The 19147-nt window shown below is 70.5% G+C and carries 16 protein-coding genes; 13 read left to right on the forward strand and 3 right to left on the reverse strand.

What is annotated here, in order from left to right:
- Positions 1–29: 29 nt before the first annotated feature.
- The 6 genes from ABD810_RS14665 to ABD810_RS14690 all read left to right on the forward strand — a co-directional run bounded on the left by ABD810_RS14665 (position 30) and on the right by ABD810_RS14690 (position 8223).
- Positions 30–1733 carry a thiamine pyrophosphate-binding protein gene (locus ABD810_RS14665; RefSeq protein ID WP_344939182.1) on the forward strand — a complete coding sequence of 568 codons (1704 nt, stop codon included), beginning with the start codon at positions 30–32 and terminating at the stop codon, positions 1731–1733.
- Between the two features lie 12 nt (positions 1734–1745).
- Positions 1746–2972, forward strand: a complete 1227-nt coding sequence (gene frc, locus ABD810_RS14670; protein WP_344939187.1) for a formyl-CoA transferase — start codon at positions 1746–1748, stop codon at positions 2970–2972.
- Positions 2972–5107 carry an acetate--CoA ligase family protein gene (locus tag ABD810_RS14675; RefSeq protein ID WP_344939190.1) on the forward strand — a complete coding sequence of 712 codons (2136 nt, stop codon included), beginning with the start codon at positions 2972–2974 and terminating at the stop codon, positions 5105–5107. The genes frc and ABD810_RS14675 overlap by 1 nt, the downstream gene beginning before the upstream one ends.
- Positions 5108–5186: 79 nt before the next feature.
- Entirely contained in the window at positions 5187–6689 is a 1503-nt protein-coding gene (locus ABD810_RS14680; protein WP_344939194.1) for an Nramp family divalent metal transporter, read from the forward strand.
- Positions 6686–7228, forward strand: coding sequence for a hypothetical protein (locus ABD810_RS14685; RefSeq protein WP_344939197.1), 543 nt, complete (start codon positions 6686–6688; stop codon positions 7226–7228). Before ABD810_RS14680 ends, ABD810_RS14685 begins: the two co-directional genes overlap by 4 nt.
- The gene (locus ABD810_RS14690; RefSeq protein WP_344939202.1) at positions 7225–8223 is read left to right on the forward strand and encodes a TerC family protein; all 999 of its coding nucleotides are present in this window, start codon (positions 7225–7227) and stop codon (positions 8221–8223) included. The genes ABD810_RS14685 and ABD810_RS14690 overlap by 4 nt, the downstream gene beginning before the upstream one ends.
- Before the next feature lie 49 nt (positions 8224–8272).
- Here the strand turns inward: ABD810_RS14690 and ABD810_RS14695 are convergent, their stop codons facing one another.
- The 3 genes from ABD810_RS14695 to ABD810_RS14705 all read right to left on the reverse strand — a co-directional run bounded on the left by ABD810_RS14695 (position 8273) and on the right by ABD810_RS14705 (position 10795).
- A complete protein-coding gene (locus ABD810_RS14695) occupies positions 8273–8452 on the reverse strand; it encodes a hypothetical protein (RefSeq protein WP_344939205.1) in 180 nt (59 codons plus the stop codon).
- Positions 8453–8641: 189 nt separating this feature from the next.
- Positions 8642–9382 (reverse strand): GntR family transcriptional regulator, encoded by a 741-nt coding sequence (locus ABD810_RS14700; RefSeq protein ID WP_344939208.1) that lies wholly within the window; start codon positions 9380–9382, stop codon positions 8642–8644.
- Between the two features lie 117 nt (positions 9383–9499).
- A complete protein-coding gene (locus ABD810_RS14705) occupies positions 9500–10795 on the reverse strand; it encodes an MFS transporter (protein ID WP_344939211.1) in 1296 nt (431 codons plus the stop codon).
- Positions 10796–10892: 97 nt separating this feature from the next.
- Between ABD810_RS14705 and sucC the strand changes: the two genes are divergently transcribed.
- The 7 genes from sucC to ABD810_RS14740 all read left to right on the forward strand — a co-directional run bounded on the left by sucC (position 10893) and on the right by ABD810_RS14740 (position 19069).
- Entirely contained in the window at positions 10893–12065 is a 1173-nt protein-coding gene (gene sucC, locus ABD810_RS14710) for an ADP-forming succinate--CoA ligase subunit beta (RefSeq protein WP_344939214.1), read from the forward strand.
- A gap of 88 nt (positions 12066–12153) precedes the next feature.
- Entirely contained in the window at positions 12154–13047 is an 894-nt protein-coding gene (gene sucD, locus ABD810_RS14715) for a succinate--CoA ligase subunit alpha (protein WP_344939217.1), read from the forward strand.
- A complete protein-coding gene (locus ABD810_RS14720; protein ID WP_344939221.1) occupies positions 13044–13853 on the forward strand; it encodes a hydroxypyruvate isomerase family protein in 810 nt (269 codons plus the stop codon). Before sucD ends, ABD810_RS14720 begins: the two co-directional genes overlap by 4 nt.
- Positions 13854–13869: 16 nt before the next feature.
- The gene (locus ABD810_RS14725) at positions 13870–14739 is read left to right on the forward strand and encodes a 2-hydroxy-3-oxopropionate reductase (protein WP_344939224.1); all 870 of its coding nucleotides are present in this window, start codon (positions 13870–13872) and stop codon (positions 14737–14739) included.
- Positions 14736–16460 carry a glyoxylate carboligase gene (gene gcl / locus ABD810_RS14730; RefSeq protein ID WP_344939227.1) on the forward strand — a complete coding sequence of 575 codons (1725 nt, stop codon included), beginning with the start codon at positions 14736–14738 and terminating at the stop codon, positions 16458–16460. Before ABD810_RS14725 ends, gcl begins: the two co-directional genes overlap by 4 nt.
- Positions 16461–16503: 43 nt before the next feature.
- Positions 16504–18081: an aldehyde dehydrogenase family protein gene (locus tag ABD810_RS14735; protein ID WP_344939230.1), complete on the forward strand. Its 1578-nt coding sequence runs from the start codon at positions 16504–16506 to the stop codon at positions 18079–18081.
- Positions 18082–18202: 121 nt separating this feature from the next.
- The gene (locus ABD810_RS14740) at positions 18203–19069 is read left to right on the forward strand and encodes a hypothetical protein (RefSeq protein WP_344939233.1); all 867 of its coding nucleotides are present in this window, start codon (positions 18203–18205) and stop codon (positions 19067–19069) included.
- Positions 19070–19147: the final 78 nt, after the last annotated feature.

Raw genomic sequence — 19147 nt, forward strand, 5'->3', positions numbered from 1 at the left:
GCAGTATGCACTTTGGGAGGACTACCTAGATGTCCGAATCAGCGACCCAGTCCGCCGACCCGGCTCCGGACCGCATATCGGGCGGTCACCTGGTGGCCAAGGCCCTGAAGGCGGAGGGCGTGGATGTGATCTTCACGCTCTGCGGCGGCCACATCATCGACATCTACGACGGCTGCGTCGACGAGGGCATCGACGTGATCGACGTGCGCCATGAGCAGGTGGCGGCGCACGCCGCGGACGGCTACGCGAGGGTCACCGGCAAGCCGGGATGCGCGGTGGTGACGGCGGGGCCCGGTACCACCGACGCGGTCACCGGGGTCGCCAACGCCTTCCGCGCGGAGAGCCCCATGCTACTCATCGGCGGTCAGGGGGCGCTCAGCCAGCACAAGATGGGCTCGCTGCAGGACCTGCCGCACGTCGACATGATGGCGCCGATCACCAAGTTCGCCGCCACGGTGCCCTCCACCGAGCGGGTGGCCGACATCGTGTCCATGGCGTTCCGCGAGTGCTACCACGGCGCGCCCGGCCCCTCGTTCCTGGAGATCCCGCGCGACGTCCTCGACGCCACGGTCCCCCTGGACAAGGCGCGGATCCCGCAGGCCGGACGCTATCGGGCCTCCACCCGCCAGGCGGGCGACCCGCGGGCCATCGAGCGCCTGGGCGATCTCCTCGCGCACTCCGAGAAGCCGTGCGTCCTGCTCGGCAGCCAGGTGTGGACGTGCAGGGGCACCGACGACGCCGTGGACTTCGTCCGCGCGCTCAACGTGCCGGCGTACATGAACGGCTCCGGCCGTGGCACGCTGCCGCCCGGCGACCCGCACCACTACCAGCTCTCGCGCCGCTACGCCTTTTCCAACGCCGACCTGATCATCATCGTGGGGACGCCCTTCGACTTCCGGATGGGGTACGGCAAGCGGCTCTCGCCCGAGGCGACCGTCGTGCAGATCGACCTCGACTACCGCACGGTGGGCAAGAACCGCGACATCGACCTCGGCATCGTCGGCGACGCCGGGCTGGTGCTCGCCGCGGCCGCCGCCGCGGCGACCGGCCGTGAGGACAACGGCAGCGCCCGGCGCAAGAGGTGGATGGAGGAACTGCGCGAGGTCGAGACCAAGGCGTACCAGAAGCGCCTTCCCCGCCGGCTTTCTGACTCCCGGCCGATCGACCCCTACCGGCTCGTCCACGAGATCAACGAGTTCCTCACCGAGGACACGATCTACATCGGCGACGGCGGTGACATCGTCACCTTTTCCGGCCAGGTCGTGCAGCCCAAGTCGCCGGGCCACTGGATGGACCCGGGCCCGCTCGGCACGCTCGGCGTCGGCGTGGCCTTCGCGATGGCGGCCAAGTACGCCCGGCCGGACAAGGACGTGCTCTGCCTCTTCGGCGACGGCGCCTTCAGCCTCACGGGCTGGGACTTCGAGACGATGGTCCGCTTCGACCTGCCGTTCATCGGCGTCATCGGCAACAACTCCTCGATGAACCAGATCCGCTACGGCCAGGCCGCCAAGTACGGCGAGGCCAGGGGCCGCGTGGGCAACACCCTCGGCGACGTCAGGTACGACGAGTTCGCCCGCATGCTCGGCGGCTACGGCGAGGAGGTCCGGGATCCGGCCGGCATCCGTCCCGCGCTCGACCGGGCCCGCGAGTCGGGCAAGCCCGCGCTGATCAACGTATGGATCGACCCGGACGTCTACGCCCCCGGAACCATGAACCAGACGATGTACAAGTAGGGGAACCACGCGATGAGCAGAGCACTCGAAGGCGTCCGCGTCCTGGACATGACCCACGTGCAGTCGGGGCCCTCCTGCACCCAGATCCTCGGCTGGCTCGGGGCCGACGTCGTCAAGCTGGAGTCGCCCTCCGGCGACATCACCCGCCGGCAACTGCGCGACGTCCCAGGTGTGGACAGCCTCTACTTCACCATGCTCAACTGCAACAAACGGAGCATCACGCTCAACATGAAGAGCGAGCCAGGCAAGGAGCTCTTCACTCGGCTGGTGAGCGAATCGGACGTCCTGGTGGAGAACTTCGGCCCCGGTGCCGTCGACCGCATGGGCTTCACCTGGGAGCGCCTCCAGGAGCTCAACCCCCGCCTGATCTACGCCTCCATCAAGGGATTCGGCCCCGGCCGCTACGCCGACTTCAAGGCCTACGAAGTGGTCGCCCAGGCGATGGGCGGCTCGATGAGCACCACCGGGTTCGAGGACGGCCCGCCGCTGGCGACCGGAGCCCAGATCGGCGACTCGGGAACCGGCGTCCACACCGTGGCCGGCATCCTCGCCGCCCTCTACCAGCGCGAGCACACCGGCAGGGGACAGCGGGTCCAGGTGGCCATGCAGCACGCCGTGCTCAACCTGTGCCGTGTCAAGCTGCGCGACCAGCAGCGGCTGTCCCATGGGCCGCTGAACGAGTACCCCAACCGGACCTTCGGCGAGGAGGTCCCCCGGTCGGGCAACGCCTCGGGAGGCGGGCAGCCGGGGTGGGCGGTGCGGTGCGCCCCCGGCGGCCCCAACGACTACATCTACGTGATCGTGCAGCCGCCCGGCTGGCAGCCGATCGCCCGGATCATCGGCCGCCCCGAGCTGGCCGACGACCCCGAGTGGGCCACCCCCGAGGCCCGCCTCGCCAAGCTCGACAAGATGTTCCAGCTGATCGAGGAGTGGACGAGCCTGCACAGCAAGTGGGCCGTGCTCGACGCGCTGAACGCCGAGAACATCCCCTGCGGGCCGATCCTGTCCACCAAGGAGCTCATCGAGGACGAGACGCTGCGGAGCCAGGGCGTGATCGTCGAGGTGGACCATCCCGAGCGCGGCACCTTCGCGACGGTGGGGAGCCCCATCCAGCTCTCCGACTCCCCGGTCACGGTGACCACCCCGCCCCTGCTGGGCGAGCACAACGACGAGGTCTACACAGGGCTCGGCCTCTCCGCCGACAGCCTGGCGGAGCTGCGAAGGAACGGAGTGATCTGATGGCGCCCAGCGGTGACAGGGTCCGCGAGGTCCTGGAGAAGGCCCGCGCGGAGGGCCGTACGGCGCTGACCGCCCCGGAGGGCAAGAAGATCTGCGACGCGTACGGCATCACCACGCCGGGCGAGGGGCTGGCCACCACGGCGGACGAGGCGGTCGCCATCGCCGGGGACGTCGGCCTCCCCGTCGTGATGAAGATCGTCTCCCCGGACATCCTGCACAAGACGGAGGCCGGTGGCGTCATCGTCGGGCTCGGCACGCCCGAGGAGGTCCGCTCGGGATTCGACCGGATCATGGCGGCGGCCGGCGCGTACGACCCGGACGCGGCGATCGACGGCGTGCAGGTCCAGCGGATGCTCGGAGACGGGCACGAGGTGATCATCGGGGCGGTCACGGACCCGACCTTCGGCAAGGTGGTCGCCTTCGGCCTCGGCGGCGTGCTGGTCGAGGTGCTGAAGGACGTGACCTTCCGCCTGGCGCCGCTGTCGACCGGCGAGGCGCTCGGAATGCTGGACGACATCAAGGCCGCCGAAGTGCTGCGCGGGGTCCGCGGCGCGGAAGGAGTGGACAGGGACGCGCTCGCGGGCATGATCGAGCGGGTCGGCGCGCTCGTCGCGGACTTCCCGGAGATCTCCGAGGTCGACCTCAACCCGGTCTTCGCCGGCGCGAGCGGGGCGACCGCGGCGGATGTGCGCATCCTGCTCGACCCCCACCCGGTGCGCCCCGTCGAGCGGCTGCCCCGTGAGCAGATCCTGGCCTCGATGAACCGCATATTCAAACCGAGGTCCGTGGCGGTCATCGGGGCGTCCGCGGAGACCGGCAAGATCGGCAACTCGGTCATGCGCAACCTCATCGACGGCGGCTACCGGGGCCAGGTCTTCCCGATCAACCCCAAGGCCTCCGACATCATGGGCCTGCCCGCCTACGCCGGCATCGCCGAGGTGCCGTACGACGTCGACGTCGCGGTCTTCGCCATCCCGGCGAAGTTCGTGGCGGCCGCGCTGGAGGAGGCCGGGCGCAAGGGCGTCGCCGGCGCCATCATGATCCCGTCGGGATTCGCGGAGACGGGCGACCACGAGGGCCAGGCGGAGATCGTCGAGATCGCCCGCAGGCACGGCGTGCGGCTGCTCGGCCCGAACATCTACGGCTACTACTACACGCCGGAGAACCTCTGCGCCACGTTCTGCACGCCCTACGACGTCAAGGGCAGCGTGGCGCTCACCTCGCAGAGCGGCGGCATCGGCATGGCCATCCTGGGCTTCAGCCGCACCACCAAGATGGGCGTTTCCGCGATCGTCGGCGTCGGCAACAAGGCCGACATCGACGAGGACGACCTGCTCACCTTCTTCGAGCAGGACGAGAACACCCGCTGCGTGGCCATGCACATGGAGGACCTCAAGGACGGGCGCGGCTTCGTCGAGGCGGCCAAGCGGGTCTCGCGCGAGAAGCCGGTGATCGTGCTCAAGGCCGGGCGCACGGCGATGGGCGCGCGTGCCGCGGGCTCGCACACCGGCGCGCTGGCCGGCGACGACAAGGTCTACGACGACATCCTGCGGCAGGCCGGGGTCGTGCGGGCTCCCGGGCTGAACGACATGCTCGAGTACGCCCGCTCGCTGCCCCTCATGCCCACCCCCCGCGGGGAGAACGTCGTCATCATCACCGGGGCGGGAGGATCGGGCGTCCTGCTCTCCGACGCCTGCGTGGACAACGGGCTGTCCCTCATGGAGATCCCTCAGGACCTCGACGAGGCCTTCCGCGCGTACATCCCGCCGTTCGGGGCCGCGGGCAACCCGATCGACATCACCGGTGGCGAGCCGCCGAGCACGTACGCGAACACCGTCCGGCTGGGCCTGTCCGACCCGCGGATCCACGCGCTGGTGCTCGGCTACTGGCACACGATCGTGACCCCGCCGATGGTCTTCGCCGAACTCATCGCCCGCGTGGTGGCGGAGGAGCGGGCGAAGGGCAACGACAAGCCGGTGGTGGCGTCGCTGGCCGGTGACACGGAGGTCGAGCAGGCCTGTGAGTACCTGTTCGACCACGGCGTGGTGGCGTACCCGTACACGACGGAGAAGCCCGTCGCCGTGCTCGGCGCGAAATACCGCTGGGCGAGGGCGGCCGGACTGCTGGGCGGCTGAGTCAGCCGCTATCGGGGCCAGTGAGGGGGCGTGTCCACACAACGAATCGGGATCGATCAACTCTCCAGGAGGGTTCTAGGTGGAGATTTCAAGACAGCCGGTGACCTCGGAAAGTGGTGAGGTCGGCGTCTCGCCGGCAGCCGACGAGCGAGTATGGAAAGCGGGCCGGCTGGAACCGATGCCCATCCGGCCGCTCCCCGACGCGCCGCCCTCGGTGCACATCCTCGGGCCGACCGTGTTCCTCGTGGCACTCGGCGTGGGCATGGGCGAGTCGTACATGTGGCCCCGCTTGGTGCTGCTCTTCGGGCCGGAGATCCGCTGGCTCTTCCTCATCGGCGTCACGCTGCAGGCCGTCGTGATGCTGGAGATGGCCCGGTACGCCATGGCCACGGGGGAGAGCATCTTCTTCGGCGCCGCGCGGGTCTTCAAGCCCCTCATGTGGTTCTTCTTCACCGTGGCGATCCTCGTCTACATCTGGCCAGGGCACCTGTCGGCGGGCGCCGCGGCCTTCGAGAAGATCACCGGGATACCGTGGGTGGTCACGGCCTGCGTCGGGCTGGTGCTCGTGGGCATCGTGTTCAGCCTGGCCAAGGTCATCTACAACCTGCTCGAGAACGTGCTGTCGATCCTCATCGGCACGCTCGTGATCGGAACGGCGATCATCGCGGCCATGGTGGGCAGCTGGGCGGACCTGTCGAGCACGATCACGGGCATGTTCGCCTTCGGCTACCTGCCACAGGAGGCGCTGTCGCCGACGTGGTTCCCGGTCATCGTGGGCTCGATCGCCTTCGCCGGCCCCTCGGGCATGCAGCAGATGTGGTACACGCTGCACCTGCGCGACTCCGGCGCCGGAATGGGCGCCCACATCCCGCAGGTCCGCGGGCTGCGCCACGCCGGGGAAGAGGAGTCCATGCCCTCGCGCGGCTTCATGTTCGACACCGACGACCCCGAGGAGATGCGCAAGTGGAAGGGCTGGCGGCGGTGGGTGACCTTCGACGCGTTCATGCTCTTCTGGGGCATCACGATGCTGGTGACGGTCTCGTTCACCGTCCTCGCCCAGGCGGCGGCGCGGCAGAACAGCGACGTCAAGCAGTTGATCCTGGCCGGTGACCGGGAGGCCTCCCTGAACGCGATGTCGGACTCCTTCGCCTCCGCGGGCAGCGCGGTGCTCGGGGTGGTGTTCCTCGGGTTCATCGCGATGATCGGGCTCAACGCGACGCTCGGCCTGTTCGACTCCTTCTCCAGAGGCCAGTCGGACATGACCTACCACTTCGTGCCCGGCGCCAAGAAGTTCGGCGTATCCAAGCTGTACGCCGGCTTCCTGTGGGGCGTGATCACCTTCGGCATCCTCATCCTGCTGTTCGGCCCCGCGGACGGCCCCGGTGCGATCCTCGACACGCTGGCGTTCCTGTCGACGTTCGCGATGGGCGCCTACTGCGTCACGCTCCTGCTGGTCAACAACCGCATGCTGCCCAAGCCGATCCGCCCGAAGCTCTGGACCAACCTGATCATCGGCTTCGGCGCGGTGTTCTATCTCGGGATGCTGTTCTACAGCCTGTTCAAGTTCGGCGTGGTCCTGTGACCGAACGCGTCCGATACCACGCGGAAGTCGCTCTGCCCGGTCTGGTGGTCGGCGTGGTCGCGGGCCTCATGGCCGGCGGGCTCACCCTGCTCGCGGGGCACCGGCCAGGCTGGGCGGCCATCTCCGCCCTCTCGCTGGCGGTGCCGATGGGCCTGCTCGGGGCGGGCTACGGCGTGCTGCTCGGCCGCAACGTGTTCCAGCCGGGGGTGTTCGCCCCGGCCGGGCTCTACTGGCTGATCGGCTTCCCGATCTCCCGCCTGGTCCAGGAGACGGTCACGAGCACGGTGATCCTGGGCCGGGCGACGCTGACCGAGGACCTACCGGCCTTCCTGGCGTACCAGGCCATCGTGAGCCTCGGCTTCGCGATCGGCTTCGTCTGGATGCACGAACGGCTCGCGCCGCACTGGTTCATGCACGTGGCCGGCCGCAACCCGGTGGCCCGTGAGGTGCTCGACCGGTACATCGGGCATGCCGAAGCGCTCTGGCGGGTGCGTGGCCGGCGGAGGGCACTCAGGCGCGGGGAGAAGGGAGCGGGATGAACCTGCCCACGTGGGTATGGCTGGTGACGATCGGCGGGTTCGCGCTCATGCTGGCCGTCGACTTCTATCTGGTCGCACGCGACCCGCGGCAGCCCGCCTTCCGCGAGTGTGTCCGGTGGGTCACGTTCTACGTGCTGCTCGCGGTGGCCTTCGGCATCGGCGTGGTGCTCCTCGCCGGGCCGAAGTTCGGCGGCGAGTTCTTCGCGGGCTGGATCACGGAGTACTCGCTCAGCGTCGACAACCTCTTCGTGTTCCTCGTCATCATGAGCCGCTTCTCGGTGCCGAACCGGTTCCGCCAGAAGGTGCTCATGACCGGGATCGTCCTGGCGATCGGCATGAGGGGCGTCTTCATCGCGGTGGGCGCGGAGGCGGTCACCCGGTTCGACTGGCTCTTCTACATCTTCGGCGCCTTCCTGGTCTACACCGCGTGGAAGTTCGTCACCGAGAAGGAGGAGGAGGCCGACTTCTCGGAGAACCTCGCACTGCGCACGGTCCAGCGGATCCTGCCGTCCACGAAGGCCTACCACGGCGCCGCCATGGTGGTCCGGATCGACGGCCGCCGGCTCGTCACCCCGATGCTGATCGTGATGGTGGCGATCGGCACCTCCGACCTGCTGTTCGCCCTGGACTCCATCCCGGCCGTCTTCGGGCTGACGAAGGAGCCCTACATCGTGTTCACGGCCAACGTGTTCGCCCTGATGGGGCTGCGCCAGCTCTTCTTCCTGGTGGGAGGGCTGCTGGATCGCCTCGTCTATCTCAACAAGGGCCTGTCGTTCGTGCTGGCCTTCATCGGCGTCAAGCTGGTGATGGAGGCCCTGCACCACGATGGGGTGTCGTGGGCGCCCGAGGTGCCCATCATGGTCTCCCTCGGGGTCATTCTCGGCACGCTGGCGCTCACCACGGTCGTCAGCCTGCTGAAGTCGCGCAGCGGCCGTAAGAAGAGCGAGCGCGAGGAGGTCGCGGCGGTAGCGGACCAGGTGTCCGTCGACAACTGAACCCGGGACACGGGCGGGACGGCTCCCTTCTGGAGCCTCCCGCCTGCCGTCATCGGGACACGTCGATCCGGCGGTCGGTGGCCCGGCTGCCGAGATAACGCTCGACGTCGTCGGCGGAGCCCTGCTTGCGCAAGGCGGTCGCGAGCCCGAGGCCCATCGCGCGCCCGTCGGCCCGATGGCCGGCGGGGTCGTCCAGCAACGCCTGGAACCGATTCAGAAACGCTTTCATGGAAATGTTCCTTCCTGCTCGTGGCCCGTATCAGTGCGAGCCTCGGCCACGGACCTTCGAATTGAGGCCGCGCTGTGGCGGTCGCCGGCCATTGTCGGACATATGCGTTCGACCAGCGACTTATCGGACATGCCAGTTATTTCTCTACCCGTGGTGTTTCTGGGAAACGGAGAATTCATGAACTCCGTGTCAATTCGCGGCGGAGCGAGGTCTGCGGCGCCGGGTCGGCTGGGGGGCCGACTCGACGGGCTCGGCCGCGCGCTGCTCCAGGTAGGAGTGGCGTGTGTGCTCGGTATGGTCACGCATGATCTGGGCCGCGCGGTCCTCGTTTCCGGCGGCGATGGCCTCGATCAGCGCTCTGTGCTCCTCCCAGGACGCGGCGCCGCGCCGGCGGGCGACCGGGGTGTGGTACCACCGCACTCGCCGGGAGACCTGGGCCGCGAGCTCGGCCAGCACCTTGTTGCCGGAGAGGGCGGTGACCAGGGCGTGCAGCTCGGAGTTCGCGGTGACGGCCGCGTCGACGTCGTCCGCCTCGACCGCCGCGAAGCCGCGGTCGCACAGCGCCTGGAGCTGCCGCACGCCCTCGTCGTCGGCGTGGCGGGCGGCGAGCCGTGCCGACTCGGCCTCGAGCAACGCTCGCACGGCGAGGAGCTGGTCGGCCTCCTCCACGGTCGGGGCGTGCACGAACGCGCCCTGGCCGGGGTGGAGGTCGACCCATCCCTCACCGCTGAGAAGCTGGAGCGCTTCCCTGATCGGCTGGCGTGAGACCCCGAGAAGCTCCGCGAGCTCGCTTTCCGCCAGGTGCTGGCCAGGACGGAGGTGCCCGGTGACGATAAGCTCCAAGAGCGCCTCGAAGACGCTCTCCCGAAGGGGCACGGGGCGCGCGATCTTGGGTGCCGCCCCCTGAATTGCCAGGTCCGATCGCAACATTTGTTCAACTCCAGAAAGAGACGACAGGGGGAATTCTACGTGCCCGCACCCTCTGGTGTTTGTCGTCGACTGCCTACAGCATACAGTCTGCCAATGTGCCGCCCGCGGTGAGCTTGATCACACGGGCAGGGTGGCGGGGCGGCCTGGCGTGCGCAGGCCCCGGCTGACGGCCGCCGAGAGCAGCGCGAGCAGCGCCATGAACAAGAACGCCCCTGCGTGGGTCTGCGACGTGACGGCCACCGCGGCCGGCGCCACGCCGAGGACCCCGGCGACCGCCTTGCTGCTGTACACCACCCCGTGGATCTCCGCGGTGCGCTCCTCGCCGAAGAACTCCCGCACGAGGCAGGCGATGAGCGGGTAGAACGCCCCTCCGCCCAGCCCGGCGACGACCCCGGCGATGACGATGAGCGCCGCGGAGCGCTCGGCCGCTCCGGCGGCGAGCAGCAGTTGTCCCACGCCCAGCAGGGCGAGGACCACGCTGAGAGCCCGCCTGCGCCCGAAGACCTCCGAGGCCAGCATCGCGCAGGCCCGCCCGGCCCCGTTCAGCGTGATGAGGAGGGTGAGCGCCACCCATGGCACCACCCCGCCCATGGTCGCGAGCGCGATGACGTCGAAGATGGACACCGCGCCGGCGCAGACCAGGATCGCCACCAGCGCCGACAGCGTGCCGGTCCGCAGGGCCTGGCCCGTGGAGAACTGCCGTACGGCGGGGGGCGTCCTGCGCAGGATCAGCCGGTCAAGGGCGTGCGCCCGGGGGTCGATCTCCGGCGGCCACCAGTGCCGAGGGGGGAAGCGTACGAACCGGGCCGCGACCCCGATGACCGCCAGTGCGACGACGCCGGAGACGGCGAACGCCGGCTGGATGAGGCCCGGTGCGACACCGGCGACCACGGCGAGCGGTGCGGCGCCGTACGCGAACGCGCCGGTCACGAAGCCGACGCGGGTGGCGGGCCGCTCGGGGTACCACCGCGCGACCACTTCGGTGCAGACGCCGTAGACCAGGCCTCCGCCGATCCCGCCGAGCAGCGCGTAGCCGGCCAGGACGGCCGTGGAACCGCCGGCCAGGGCCACCGCCGGCAGCGCCGTGCCGCTCAGCGCGGCCCCGGCGTACAGCGCGGGGCGTACGCCGAGCCTGCCGCTCCGCACCAGATGGATCGCCGGGACGGCGGCGGTGGCCTGGCAGACGATCCAGACGGCCAGCGGCGTCAGGGCGGTGAGCGCCGAGCCCCGGTGCAGGGTGATCAGGGCGGACGCCGACGCGGCGTAGCCGTACTGCAGTGGGGCGATGGCGAGCATCGCGGCCCACGGCAACCAGAACATCCATGACCTCGACCGGTTGATCAGGTCCTGGTCGCTCTGCCCCACGAGATAGGGGCGTCCGCGCCAGTCGCGGACCAGTTGTGGTTTATCCATACTGTATGGAATATACCCGTCGAGGCCGTCTGTCGAGGTCTGGACGACCGTTCTTCCATACGGTATACCGTATGGAAGAACCGCATAAGGAGTGGCGATGGACCTGTACGAGTACCAGGCCAAGGAGCTCTTCGCGCGGCATGGGGTCCCCGTGCCCAGCGGCGGAGTCGCGTCCACGCCCGAAGATGCCCGGTCGATCGCGGCGGAGCTGGGGACCCCCACCGTGATCAAGGCCCAGGTGAAGACCGGCGGCCGTGGCAAGGCGGGCGGGGTGCGCCCGGCGCCCGGGCCCGCGTCCGCGGAGGTGGAAGCGCGACGGGTGCTCGGCATGGACATCAAGGGGCACACGGCGAGGACGGTGCTCGTGGAGCAGGCCACCGTCCCGTTCGAGGAGTACTACGCCGCCTACCTGGTGGACCGGGCGAAAGGCACCTTCCTCGCGATGGTCTCCAGCGAGGGCGGGATGGACATCGAGGAGGTGGCGGCCACCCGGCCGGAGGCGCTCGCCCGGGTTCCGGTGGATCCCGCCTGCGGCATGGACGCCGAGACGGCGAGCCTCCTGGCGGCGGCGGCCGGGCTGCCCGCCGAGGTCCAGGACACGGTGGCCGGGGTCCTGGTCCGCCTGTGGCGGGTGCTGGTCGAGGAGGACGCGCTCCTGGTGGAGGTGAACCCCCTGGCCTGCACGTCGGACGGCCGGGTGCTCGCCCTCGACGGGAAGGTCACCCTCGATGACAACGCCGCCTTCCGCCACGAGCGCGAGGCCTTCGCCGACCCGCCGGCGGGGGACGGCGCGGCCGGGCTGGAGGCAAGGGCCAGGGCGAGGCGGCTCAACTACGTGAAGCTCGACGGTGAGGTCGGCGTCATCGGCAACGGCGCCGGGCTGGTCATGAGCACCCTCGACGTCGTGGCCTACGCGGGACAGCGGGCCGGGGGAGCGCGGCCGGCCAACTTCCTCGACATCGGAGGAGGAGCGTCCGCGCAGGTGATGGCCGACGCGCTGGAGATCGTCCTGTCCGATCAGGACGTGCGGTCGGTCCTGGTGAACGTCTTCGGCGGCATCACCACCTGCGACGCGGTCGCCGAAGGCATCGTCTCCGCCCTCGGGATGCTCGGCGAGCACGGGGTGCGCCACCCGATCGTGGTGCGGCTGGACGGCAACAACGCCGAGGCCGGCCTCGCCATCCTCGACGCGGCCCGGCATCCGCTGGTCCGTGTGGTCACCACCATGGACGACGCCGCGGAGCTCGCGGCGAGGCTGGCCGCCGCGTGAGCGGGCGGAGCCGGGCCGGAGGCATGAGCGGGCCCGGCGAGGTGGCACACGAGGACGGCCGTGCGGGCCGCCGAGAGGAGCAGCGACGATGGCCGTCTTCCTGACCAAGGACAGCAAGGCGCTCGTCCAGGGCATGACCGGCTCGGAGGGCGCGCGTCACACGGCCCGGATGCTCGCCGCCGGGACCGACATCGTGGCCGGGGTCACCCCCGGCAAGGGCGGCCAGGCGGTCGACTTCGGCGAGCGGCGCCTGCCGGTCTTCGGCACGGTGGCCGACGCCGTCGCCGGGACCGGCGCGGACGTGTCCGTGGTGTTCGTGCCCCCGAGGTTCACCCGGAGCGCCGTCGAGGAGGCGATCGACGCCGGCGTCGGCCTCTGCGTCGTGATCACCGAGGGCGTCCCCGTCCACGACACGATCAGCTTCGTGGCCCGCGCCCGCGCCACCGGGACGACCCGCGTCATCGGCCCGAACTGCCCGGGCCTGATCAGCCCCGGCCAGTCGAGCGCGGGGATCATCCCGGCGGACATCACCACGGCGGGCCGCATCGGCCTGGTGAGCAAGTCGGGCACGCTGACCTACCAGCTGATGTACGAGCTGCGGGACATCGGGTTCTCCACCGCGGTGGGCATCGGTGGCGACCCGGTGATCGGGACCACGCACATCGACGCGCTGGAGGCCTTCCAGGCCGATCCCGAGACCGAGGCGATCGTGATGATCGGCGAGATCGGCGGGGACGCCGAGGAGCGTGCCGCGGCCTACATCGAGGAGCACGTCACCAAGCCGGTCGTCGCCTATGTGGCGGGGTTCACCGCTCCGGAGGGCAAGACAATGGGCCACGCCGGGGCGATCGTGTCCGGTTCGGCGGGCACGGCCCAGGCCAAGAAGGAAGCGCTGGAGAAGGCCGGCGTCCGCGTCGGAAAGACCCCCAGCGACACCGCCAGGCTCATGCGCGAGCTTCTCGCCCGGGGAGGAAGGGCATGATCGAATCCGGCGCGTTCCGGTTCGCCGTCAACCTTTCCATCCTGTTCACCGAGCTGCCGCTGCTGGAACGGCCGCAGGCCGCGGCCAAGGCCGGGTTCGGCGCCGTCGAGCTGTGGTGGCCCTTCGACCGGCCCGACCCCGCCGATGCCGAGCTCGACGCCCTGCGGCGGGCCATCGAGGACGCCGGGGTGCGTCTCACCGGCCTGAACTTCGACGCGGGCGACCTGGCCGCCGGCGAGCGCGGGCTGCTGTCACGTCCAGGGGACGCGGCCCGGTTCCTCGCCAACATCGACGTCGCGGTGGGACTGGCCGGATCGCTCGGCTGCCGGGTGCTCAACGCGCTGTACGGCAACCGCGTCACCGGCGTGCCCGAGCGGGCCCAGCGTGAGCTTGCGCTGGACACCCTGTCGCGGGCGGCCGAGGCGGCGGCCGGGATCGGCGCCACGGTCGTGGTCGAGGCGCTCAACTCCCATGAGAACCCCCGGTACCCGATCACCTCCTCCGCCGCCGCCTTCGCGCTCATCGAGCAGACGGGCGCGGCCAACATGGCCTTCCTCGCCGACCTCTACCACCTGCACCGCATGGGGGAAGACGTGCCGGCGCTCATCGACCGGAGCGCGGGCCGGTTCGGCCACATCCAGGTCGCCGACGACCCCGGCCGGGGGCGGCCCGGCACCGGCGCGATGCCGTACGACCTGATCTTCGAGCGCCTCGGCGCGGCGGGATACCGCGGCCACGTCGGGCTCGAATACCGGCCGACCGGCCCGAGCGCCGACAGCTTCACCTGGCTGAAGGAGACGACATGACCACGGAGCGAGCGCAGTGAAGACGACATTCGTCGGGCTGGGGATCATGGGCAGCCCGATGGCGGCCAACCTGGTCCGGGCAGGGTACGACGTCACCGGATACGACACGAGCCGAGAGCGCGTGGCGGAACTCGTCGCCGCCGGGGGCAGGGCCGCCGGGTCGGTGCCCGAGGCGGTGGCGGGCGCCGATGTGGTGATCACCATGCTCCCCGACTCCCCGCAGGTGGAGGAGGTGGCCTTCGGGGCTGAGGGGCTGCTGGAGCACGGCGCCCCGGGCATGTTCCACGTGGACATGAGCACCATCAAGCCGGAGACCTCCTGCCGGGTGGCGCAGGCGGCGACGATCAGGGGGATCCGGCCGCTGGACGCCCCGGTGAGCGGCGGGGAACGCGGGGCGGTCGACGGCACGCTGTCGATCATGGTCGGTGGCCACCCGGACGACTTCCAGGCGATCCGCCCGCTCCTCGGCGTCCTCGGCACGACGGTCCGGCACGTCGGCCCGTCCGGCGCGGGACAGACCGTCAAGGCGGCGAACCAGCTCGTGGTCGGCGGGATCTACGGCCTGGTCGCGGAGGCGATCGTCCTGCTGGAGGCCTCCGGAGTCGATCCGGAGAGCGGGCTGGACGTGCTCGCGGGCGGGCTGGCCGGATCCCGCATCCTCGAACTGCGGCGGCACTCCATGATCAAAAGGGAGTTCGCGCCCGGTTTCCGGATCGACCTGCACCACAAGGACATGGGGATCGCCATCGCCGCCGCGCGCCGGGCGGGCGTGTCCCTTCCCCTCACCGGCCTCGTCGCCGAACTGATGGCCGCGGCCAGGGCACAGGGCCACGGCTCCCTCGACCACTCCGCGCTGCTCAAGGTCATCGAAAGGATCAACGGGTGAAGCGCATCCCCTGCATGGAAGCCGCCGTCGCCGTCATGGAGTCCGAAGGCGTGGACACCGTCTTCGGCATCCCCGGGGCGGCGATCCTCCCGCTGTACGCCGCGATGCGGAACAGCTCGATACGGCACATCACCGTCCGCCACGAAGAGGGCGGCACCCACGCCGCCGACGGGTGGTCCCGCGTCACCGGCAACGTCGGCGTCTGCGTCGGCACCTCCGGCCCTGCGGGCACCAACATGATCACGGGGTTGTACACCGCGCTGGCGGACTCGATCCCGATCATCTGCATCACCGGCCAGGCCGTCAGGAACAAGCTCCACCAGGAGTCGTTCCAGGCGGTCGACATCGTGGAGATCGCCAGGCCGGTCACCAAGTGGGCCGTGCAGCTCAAGGAGCCGGCCCAGGCCCCCTGGGTGTTCCGCGAGGCGTTCAGGATCGCGCGGTCCGGGCGCCCCGGCCCGGTGCTCATCGACCTGCCCATCGACGTGCAGCGCGGCACGTGCCTCTACGACAGGGAACTGGACGAGCCCTTCCCCGTGGACGTGCCCGAACCGGCCCCGGCGGCCGTACGGGCGGCGGTCGGCATGCTGACCGAGGCGGCACGGCCGCTGATCCTGGCGGGCGGCGGCGTCGTGATCGCCGACGCCGCGGAGGAACTGCGCGCGCTCGCCGAGCACCTCGAGATCCCGGTTCAGGTCACCCTCATGGGCAAGGGCGCGTTCCCCGAGGACCATCCCCTGTTCGCCGGGATGGCGGGCATCCAGACGCAGACGCGCTGGGGCAACGCCGCGTTCCTGGAAAGCGACCTGGTTCTGGCCGTCGGGGCGAGGTTCGGCGACCGGCACACCGGCGACCTGGAGGTCTACCGGCGCGGGCGGCGCTTCATCCAGGTCGACATCGAGCCCATGCAGATCGGCCGGGTCTTCGAGCCCGACCTCGGCGTGGTCGGCCACGCGCGGCCCACGCTCAAGGCGATGGCGGAGGTGGCGCGCCGTACCGTCAAGCCCCGTGGCACGGGTGGCTGGACGCGGCGGGTCGGCGAGTTGCGCGGCACGCTCTCCAGGCGCGAGGACTTCGACGACGTGCCGATCAAGCCGCCCCGGGTGTTCAAGGAGATCAACGAGTTCTTCGGCAGGGACACCACGTTCGTCACGGCCATCGGCCTCTACCAGATCTGGTCGGGCCAGTTCCAGAAGACCTACCTGCCCCGGCGCTACCTGGTCTGCGGGCAGGCCGGCCCGCTGGGCTGGGAGGTGCCCGCGGCGATCGGCGTCAAGTGCGCCCATCCCGAACGGCAGGTCGTGGCCGTCGTCGGGGACTACTCCTTCCAGTTCCTGATGGAGGAGATCGCGGTGGCCGCCCAGTACCGCATCCCCTTCGTCATCGTGATGATCAACAACGAGTACCTCGGGCTGATCCGCCAGGCCGAGATGCCGTACGACATGAACTACGCGGTCGACCTCCACTACGGCGAGGGCGGCATCGACCACGTCAAGGTCATGGAGGCCTTCGGCTGCCCGGCGAGGAAGGTCGAACTGCCGGGTGACCTGCGGGACGCCCTGGCGTGGGCCGGCGCCGAGGCCGAGCGGGAGCGGCTCCCGGTGCTCGTCGAGGTGATGGTCGAGCGGGAGGCCAACGCGGCCATGGGGCCGTCGCTCGACGCGATCACCGAGTACGAGCCGCTGCCCGAGATGGCGCTCGCCATCGACTGGTCGGACTGACCCCGGCCACGTCCGTCACGTCCCCTGATCGAGGAGGCCCCGCATGCCGCTCGCGCTCAAACCCGCCACCGCCTGGTCCGACGCCTACGACCGGTGCCTCGCGGTGGCGCCCGAGGCGTTCCACGACGATCGCGTGCTCAACCGGTGGGGAGGGGCCTGGCGGCGGGACGGCCGTCCGGCGCCGGACTTCTCCCCCGTCGACGGCACCGTCCTCGCCGGCCCGCCCCGGCTCGACCGGTCCACCGCGTTCCGGGCGGTACGGGCGAGCGTCGACGAGCACCGGCAGTGGCGGCACGTGCCGCTGAAGGAACGGGCGGCACGGGTCACGGCGGCGCTGGACGCGATCAGCGCCCACCGTGACCTGCTCGCCCTGCTGCTGGTGTGGGAGATCGGCAAGCCGTGGAAGACGGCGTGCGCGGACGTCGACCGGTGTGTCGAGGGCGTCCGCTGGTACGTGGCGGAGATCGAGGGCATGGTCTCCGGCCGCACCCCGCTGGAGGGCCCGGTCAGCAACATCGCGAGCTGGAACTACCCGATGAGCGTGCTGATGCACGGGATGCTGGTCCAGTCGCTGGCCGGGAACGCCGTCATCGCCAAGACGCCCACGGACGGCGGGCTGGCGTGCCTGACGCTGGCCTGCGCGCTCGCCGCCCACGAGGGCGTGCCGATCACGCTGGTGAGCGGTGGGGGAGGAGAGCTGTCCGCGGCACTGGTACGCGGGCCCGACCTCGGGTGCGTGTCGTTCGTGGGCGGGCGTGGCTCCGGTGCCCAGGTGGCCACCTCTCTGGCGGATCTCGACCGGCGGCACGTCCTGGAGCAGGAAGGGCTCAACTGCTGGGGAGTCTGGGAGTACGGCGGCTGGGAGCGGCTCTCGGCCCAGATCCGCAGGACCTTCGACTACGGCAAGCAGCGCTGCACCGCCTACCCCCGGTTCGTGGTGCAGCGGTCGCTGTTCCACGATTTCCTGGACGCCTACCTGTCGGCCGTCCGCTCGGTCCGCTTCGGCCACCCGCTCGCGGTGGAGTCCCCGGACGACCCACTGCCCGAGCTGGACTTCGGGCCGCTGATCAACGCCACGAAGGCCAAGGAGTTGTCCGACCAGGTCGACGAGGCGATCGCCAGGGGAGGCGTTCCCCTCTACCGTGGCTCGCTGGACGACGGCAGGTTCCTCCCCGGCCAGGACACCTCCGCCTACCTGGCGCCGGTCGCGCTGCTGACCCCGCCCGGCTCCTCGCCGCTGTTCCACGCCGAGCCGTTCGGCCCGGTCGACACGGTGGTGCCGGTGGACACCGAGGCCGAGTTCCTGGCCGCGATGAACGCGAGCAACGGGGCCCTGGTGGCGACGATCTCCTGTGACCAGGAGGAGACGGCCCGCCGGCTGGCCGCCGAGGTCCGCGCGTTCAAGGTGGGGATCAACGGGCCGCGGTCGCGCGGCGACCGCGAGGAGCTGTTCGGCGGCCTGGGGGCGTCCTGGCGCGGCGCGTTCGTCGGGGGCGAGCTGCTGGTCCGCGCCGTCACACGCGGGCCGGAGGGGGAGCGGCTTCCAGGCAACTTTCCCGGCTACACCCTGCTGCCGGCCCTCAGTGGTCCGGATGGACGCCTGGAACAGGCCGATCGTTGACCGCGGTCAACGTCCACAATTGGTCACTACTTATCGTGACCAATTAACCGCAATCAGGCGCCGGTTCGGGTGTCAGCGGAGATAGTCGGAGGGTTCACGTCCCCGAGAACGAAAGGCCGCGATGAGAACGCTCCGGCACCCCCTCGCCCTCGTGATCATGGCTGTCGCGATGGTCATGTCCCCGCTCCTCGCCACCCCCGCCCTCGCCGACCCGCCCGAGGCGACGCTGTCCCTGTCGTCCGCCACGGTCAACACCGGTGATTCGGTGACGGTCACCGTCACGGTCACCAACATCCACGGCTTCACCGTGCTGAACGCCGCCGCCCGGGTGTTCACCGTCCCCTCCGCGCTCCCGTCGTACGCCACCCTGACCGGATGCGCTGGGGCGATCGGGGCGTGCGGCACCGTCTCCGACGGCAGCGGGCCCATCGGTTTCACGGCTCCGGTCGGAGCGCTGTCGGGCGGGGCCTCGGCCACCGTCGCCTTCACGCTGGCGATCGCGCAGAACGCCCAGCCGGGCGAGCAGACGTTCCAGGGGCAGCTGCACGGCTCGAACTACGCCTCCGAGATCGTCTCCGGGCCCGTACTGACCATCATCAGCGAGGCCGACGCGGCCGTGGACCTCACCGCGACGCCCAGACTCGGCCTGCTCGTCCCGAAGATCGAGTTCACGGTGCGGGTCACCGACAACGGCCCGGGCGTGCTGCGCACCGCGACCGTCACCACCCCGCTTCCCGCCGGGCTCACCGCCGCCTCCGGCGACTGCGCCACCGGTTCGGGCACCGTGACCTGTACGACCGGGCAGGTGGGGATCGGAGCCTCGGTGACCAGGAAGTTCACGGTCCCGGTGGGGCTGCTGAACATCGGCGTGCCCTACACCTTCACCGCCACCCGCACCTCGTCGGACCCCGTCGACCCCGTGAGCGCGAACGACACCGACCAGGTGCGGTGCACCGTCGTCTCCGTCGTCCTCGTCAACTGCGCCTGACCGGCCCGCCGTCCTCTCCCCGGGCAGGGGCCGGGGAGAGGGCTCCTCGGGCGGCGACCCGAGGTGGGTGGCCGATAA

Origin of the sequence: Sphaerisporangium flaviroseum, assembly GCF_039537005.1 — a bacterium.
Taxonomy (GTDB): Bacteria; Actinomycetota; Actinomycetes; order Streptosporangiales; family Streptosporangiaceae; genus Sphaerisporangium; species Sphaerisporangium flaviroseum.

Excerpts from the sequence above, each read along its gene's own strand:
- ABD810_RS14665 (WP_344939182.1), top strand. The coding sequence starts at position 30 with ATGTCCGAATCAGCGACCCAGTCCGCCGACCCGGCTCCGGACCGCATA.
- frc (WP_344939187.1), top strand. The coding sequence starts at position 1,746 with ATGAGCAGAGCACTCGAAGGCGTCCGCGTCCTGGACATGACCCACGTG.
- ABD810_RS14675 (WP_344939190.1), top strand. The coding sequence starts at position 2,972 with ATGGCGCCCAGCGGTGACAGGGTCCGCGAGGTCCTGGAGAAGGCCCGC.
- ABD810_RS14690 (WP_344939202.1), top strand. The coding sequence starts at position 7,225 with ATGAACCTGCCCACGTGGGTATGGCTGGTGACGATCGGCGGGTTCGCG.
- ABD810_RS14695 (WP_344939205.1), bottom strand. The coding sequence starts at position 8,452 with ATGAAAGCGTTTCTGAATCGGTTCCAGGCGTTGCTGGACGACCCCGCC.
- ABD810_RS14700 (WP_344939208.1), bottom strand. The coding sequence starts at position 9,382 with ATGTTGCGATCGGACCTGGCAATTCAGGGGGCGGCACCCAAGATCGCG.
- ABD810_RS14705 (WP_344939211.1), bottom strand. The coding sequence starts at position 10,795 with ATGGATAAACCACAACTGGTCCGCGACTGGCGCGGACGCCCCTATCTC.
- sucC (WP_344939214.1), top strand. The coding sequence starts at position 10,893 with ATGGACCTGTACGAGTACCAGGCCAAGGAGCTCTTCGCGCGGCATGGG.
- sucD (WP_344939217.1), top strand. The coding sequence starts at position 12,154 with ATGGCCGTCTTCCTGACCAAGGACAGCAAGGCGCTCGTCCAGGGCATG.
- ABD810_RS14720 (WP_344939221.1), top strand. The coding sequence starts at position 13,044 with ATGATCGAATCCGGCGCGTTCCGGTTCGCCGTCAACCTTTCCATCCTG.
- ABD810_RS14735 (WP_344939230.1), top strand. The coding sequence starts at position 16,504 with ATGCCGCTCGCGCTCAAACCCGCCACCGCCTGGTCCGACGCCTACGAC.
- ABD810_RS14740 (WP_344939233.1), top strand. The coding sequence starts at position 18,203 with ATGAGAACGCTCCGGCACCCCCTCGCCCTCGTGATCATGGCTGTCGCG.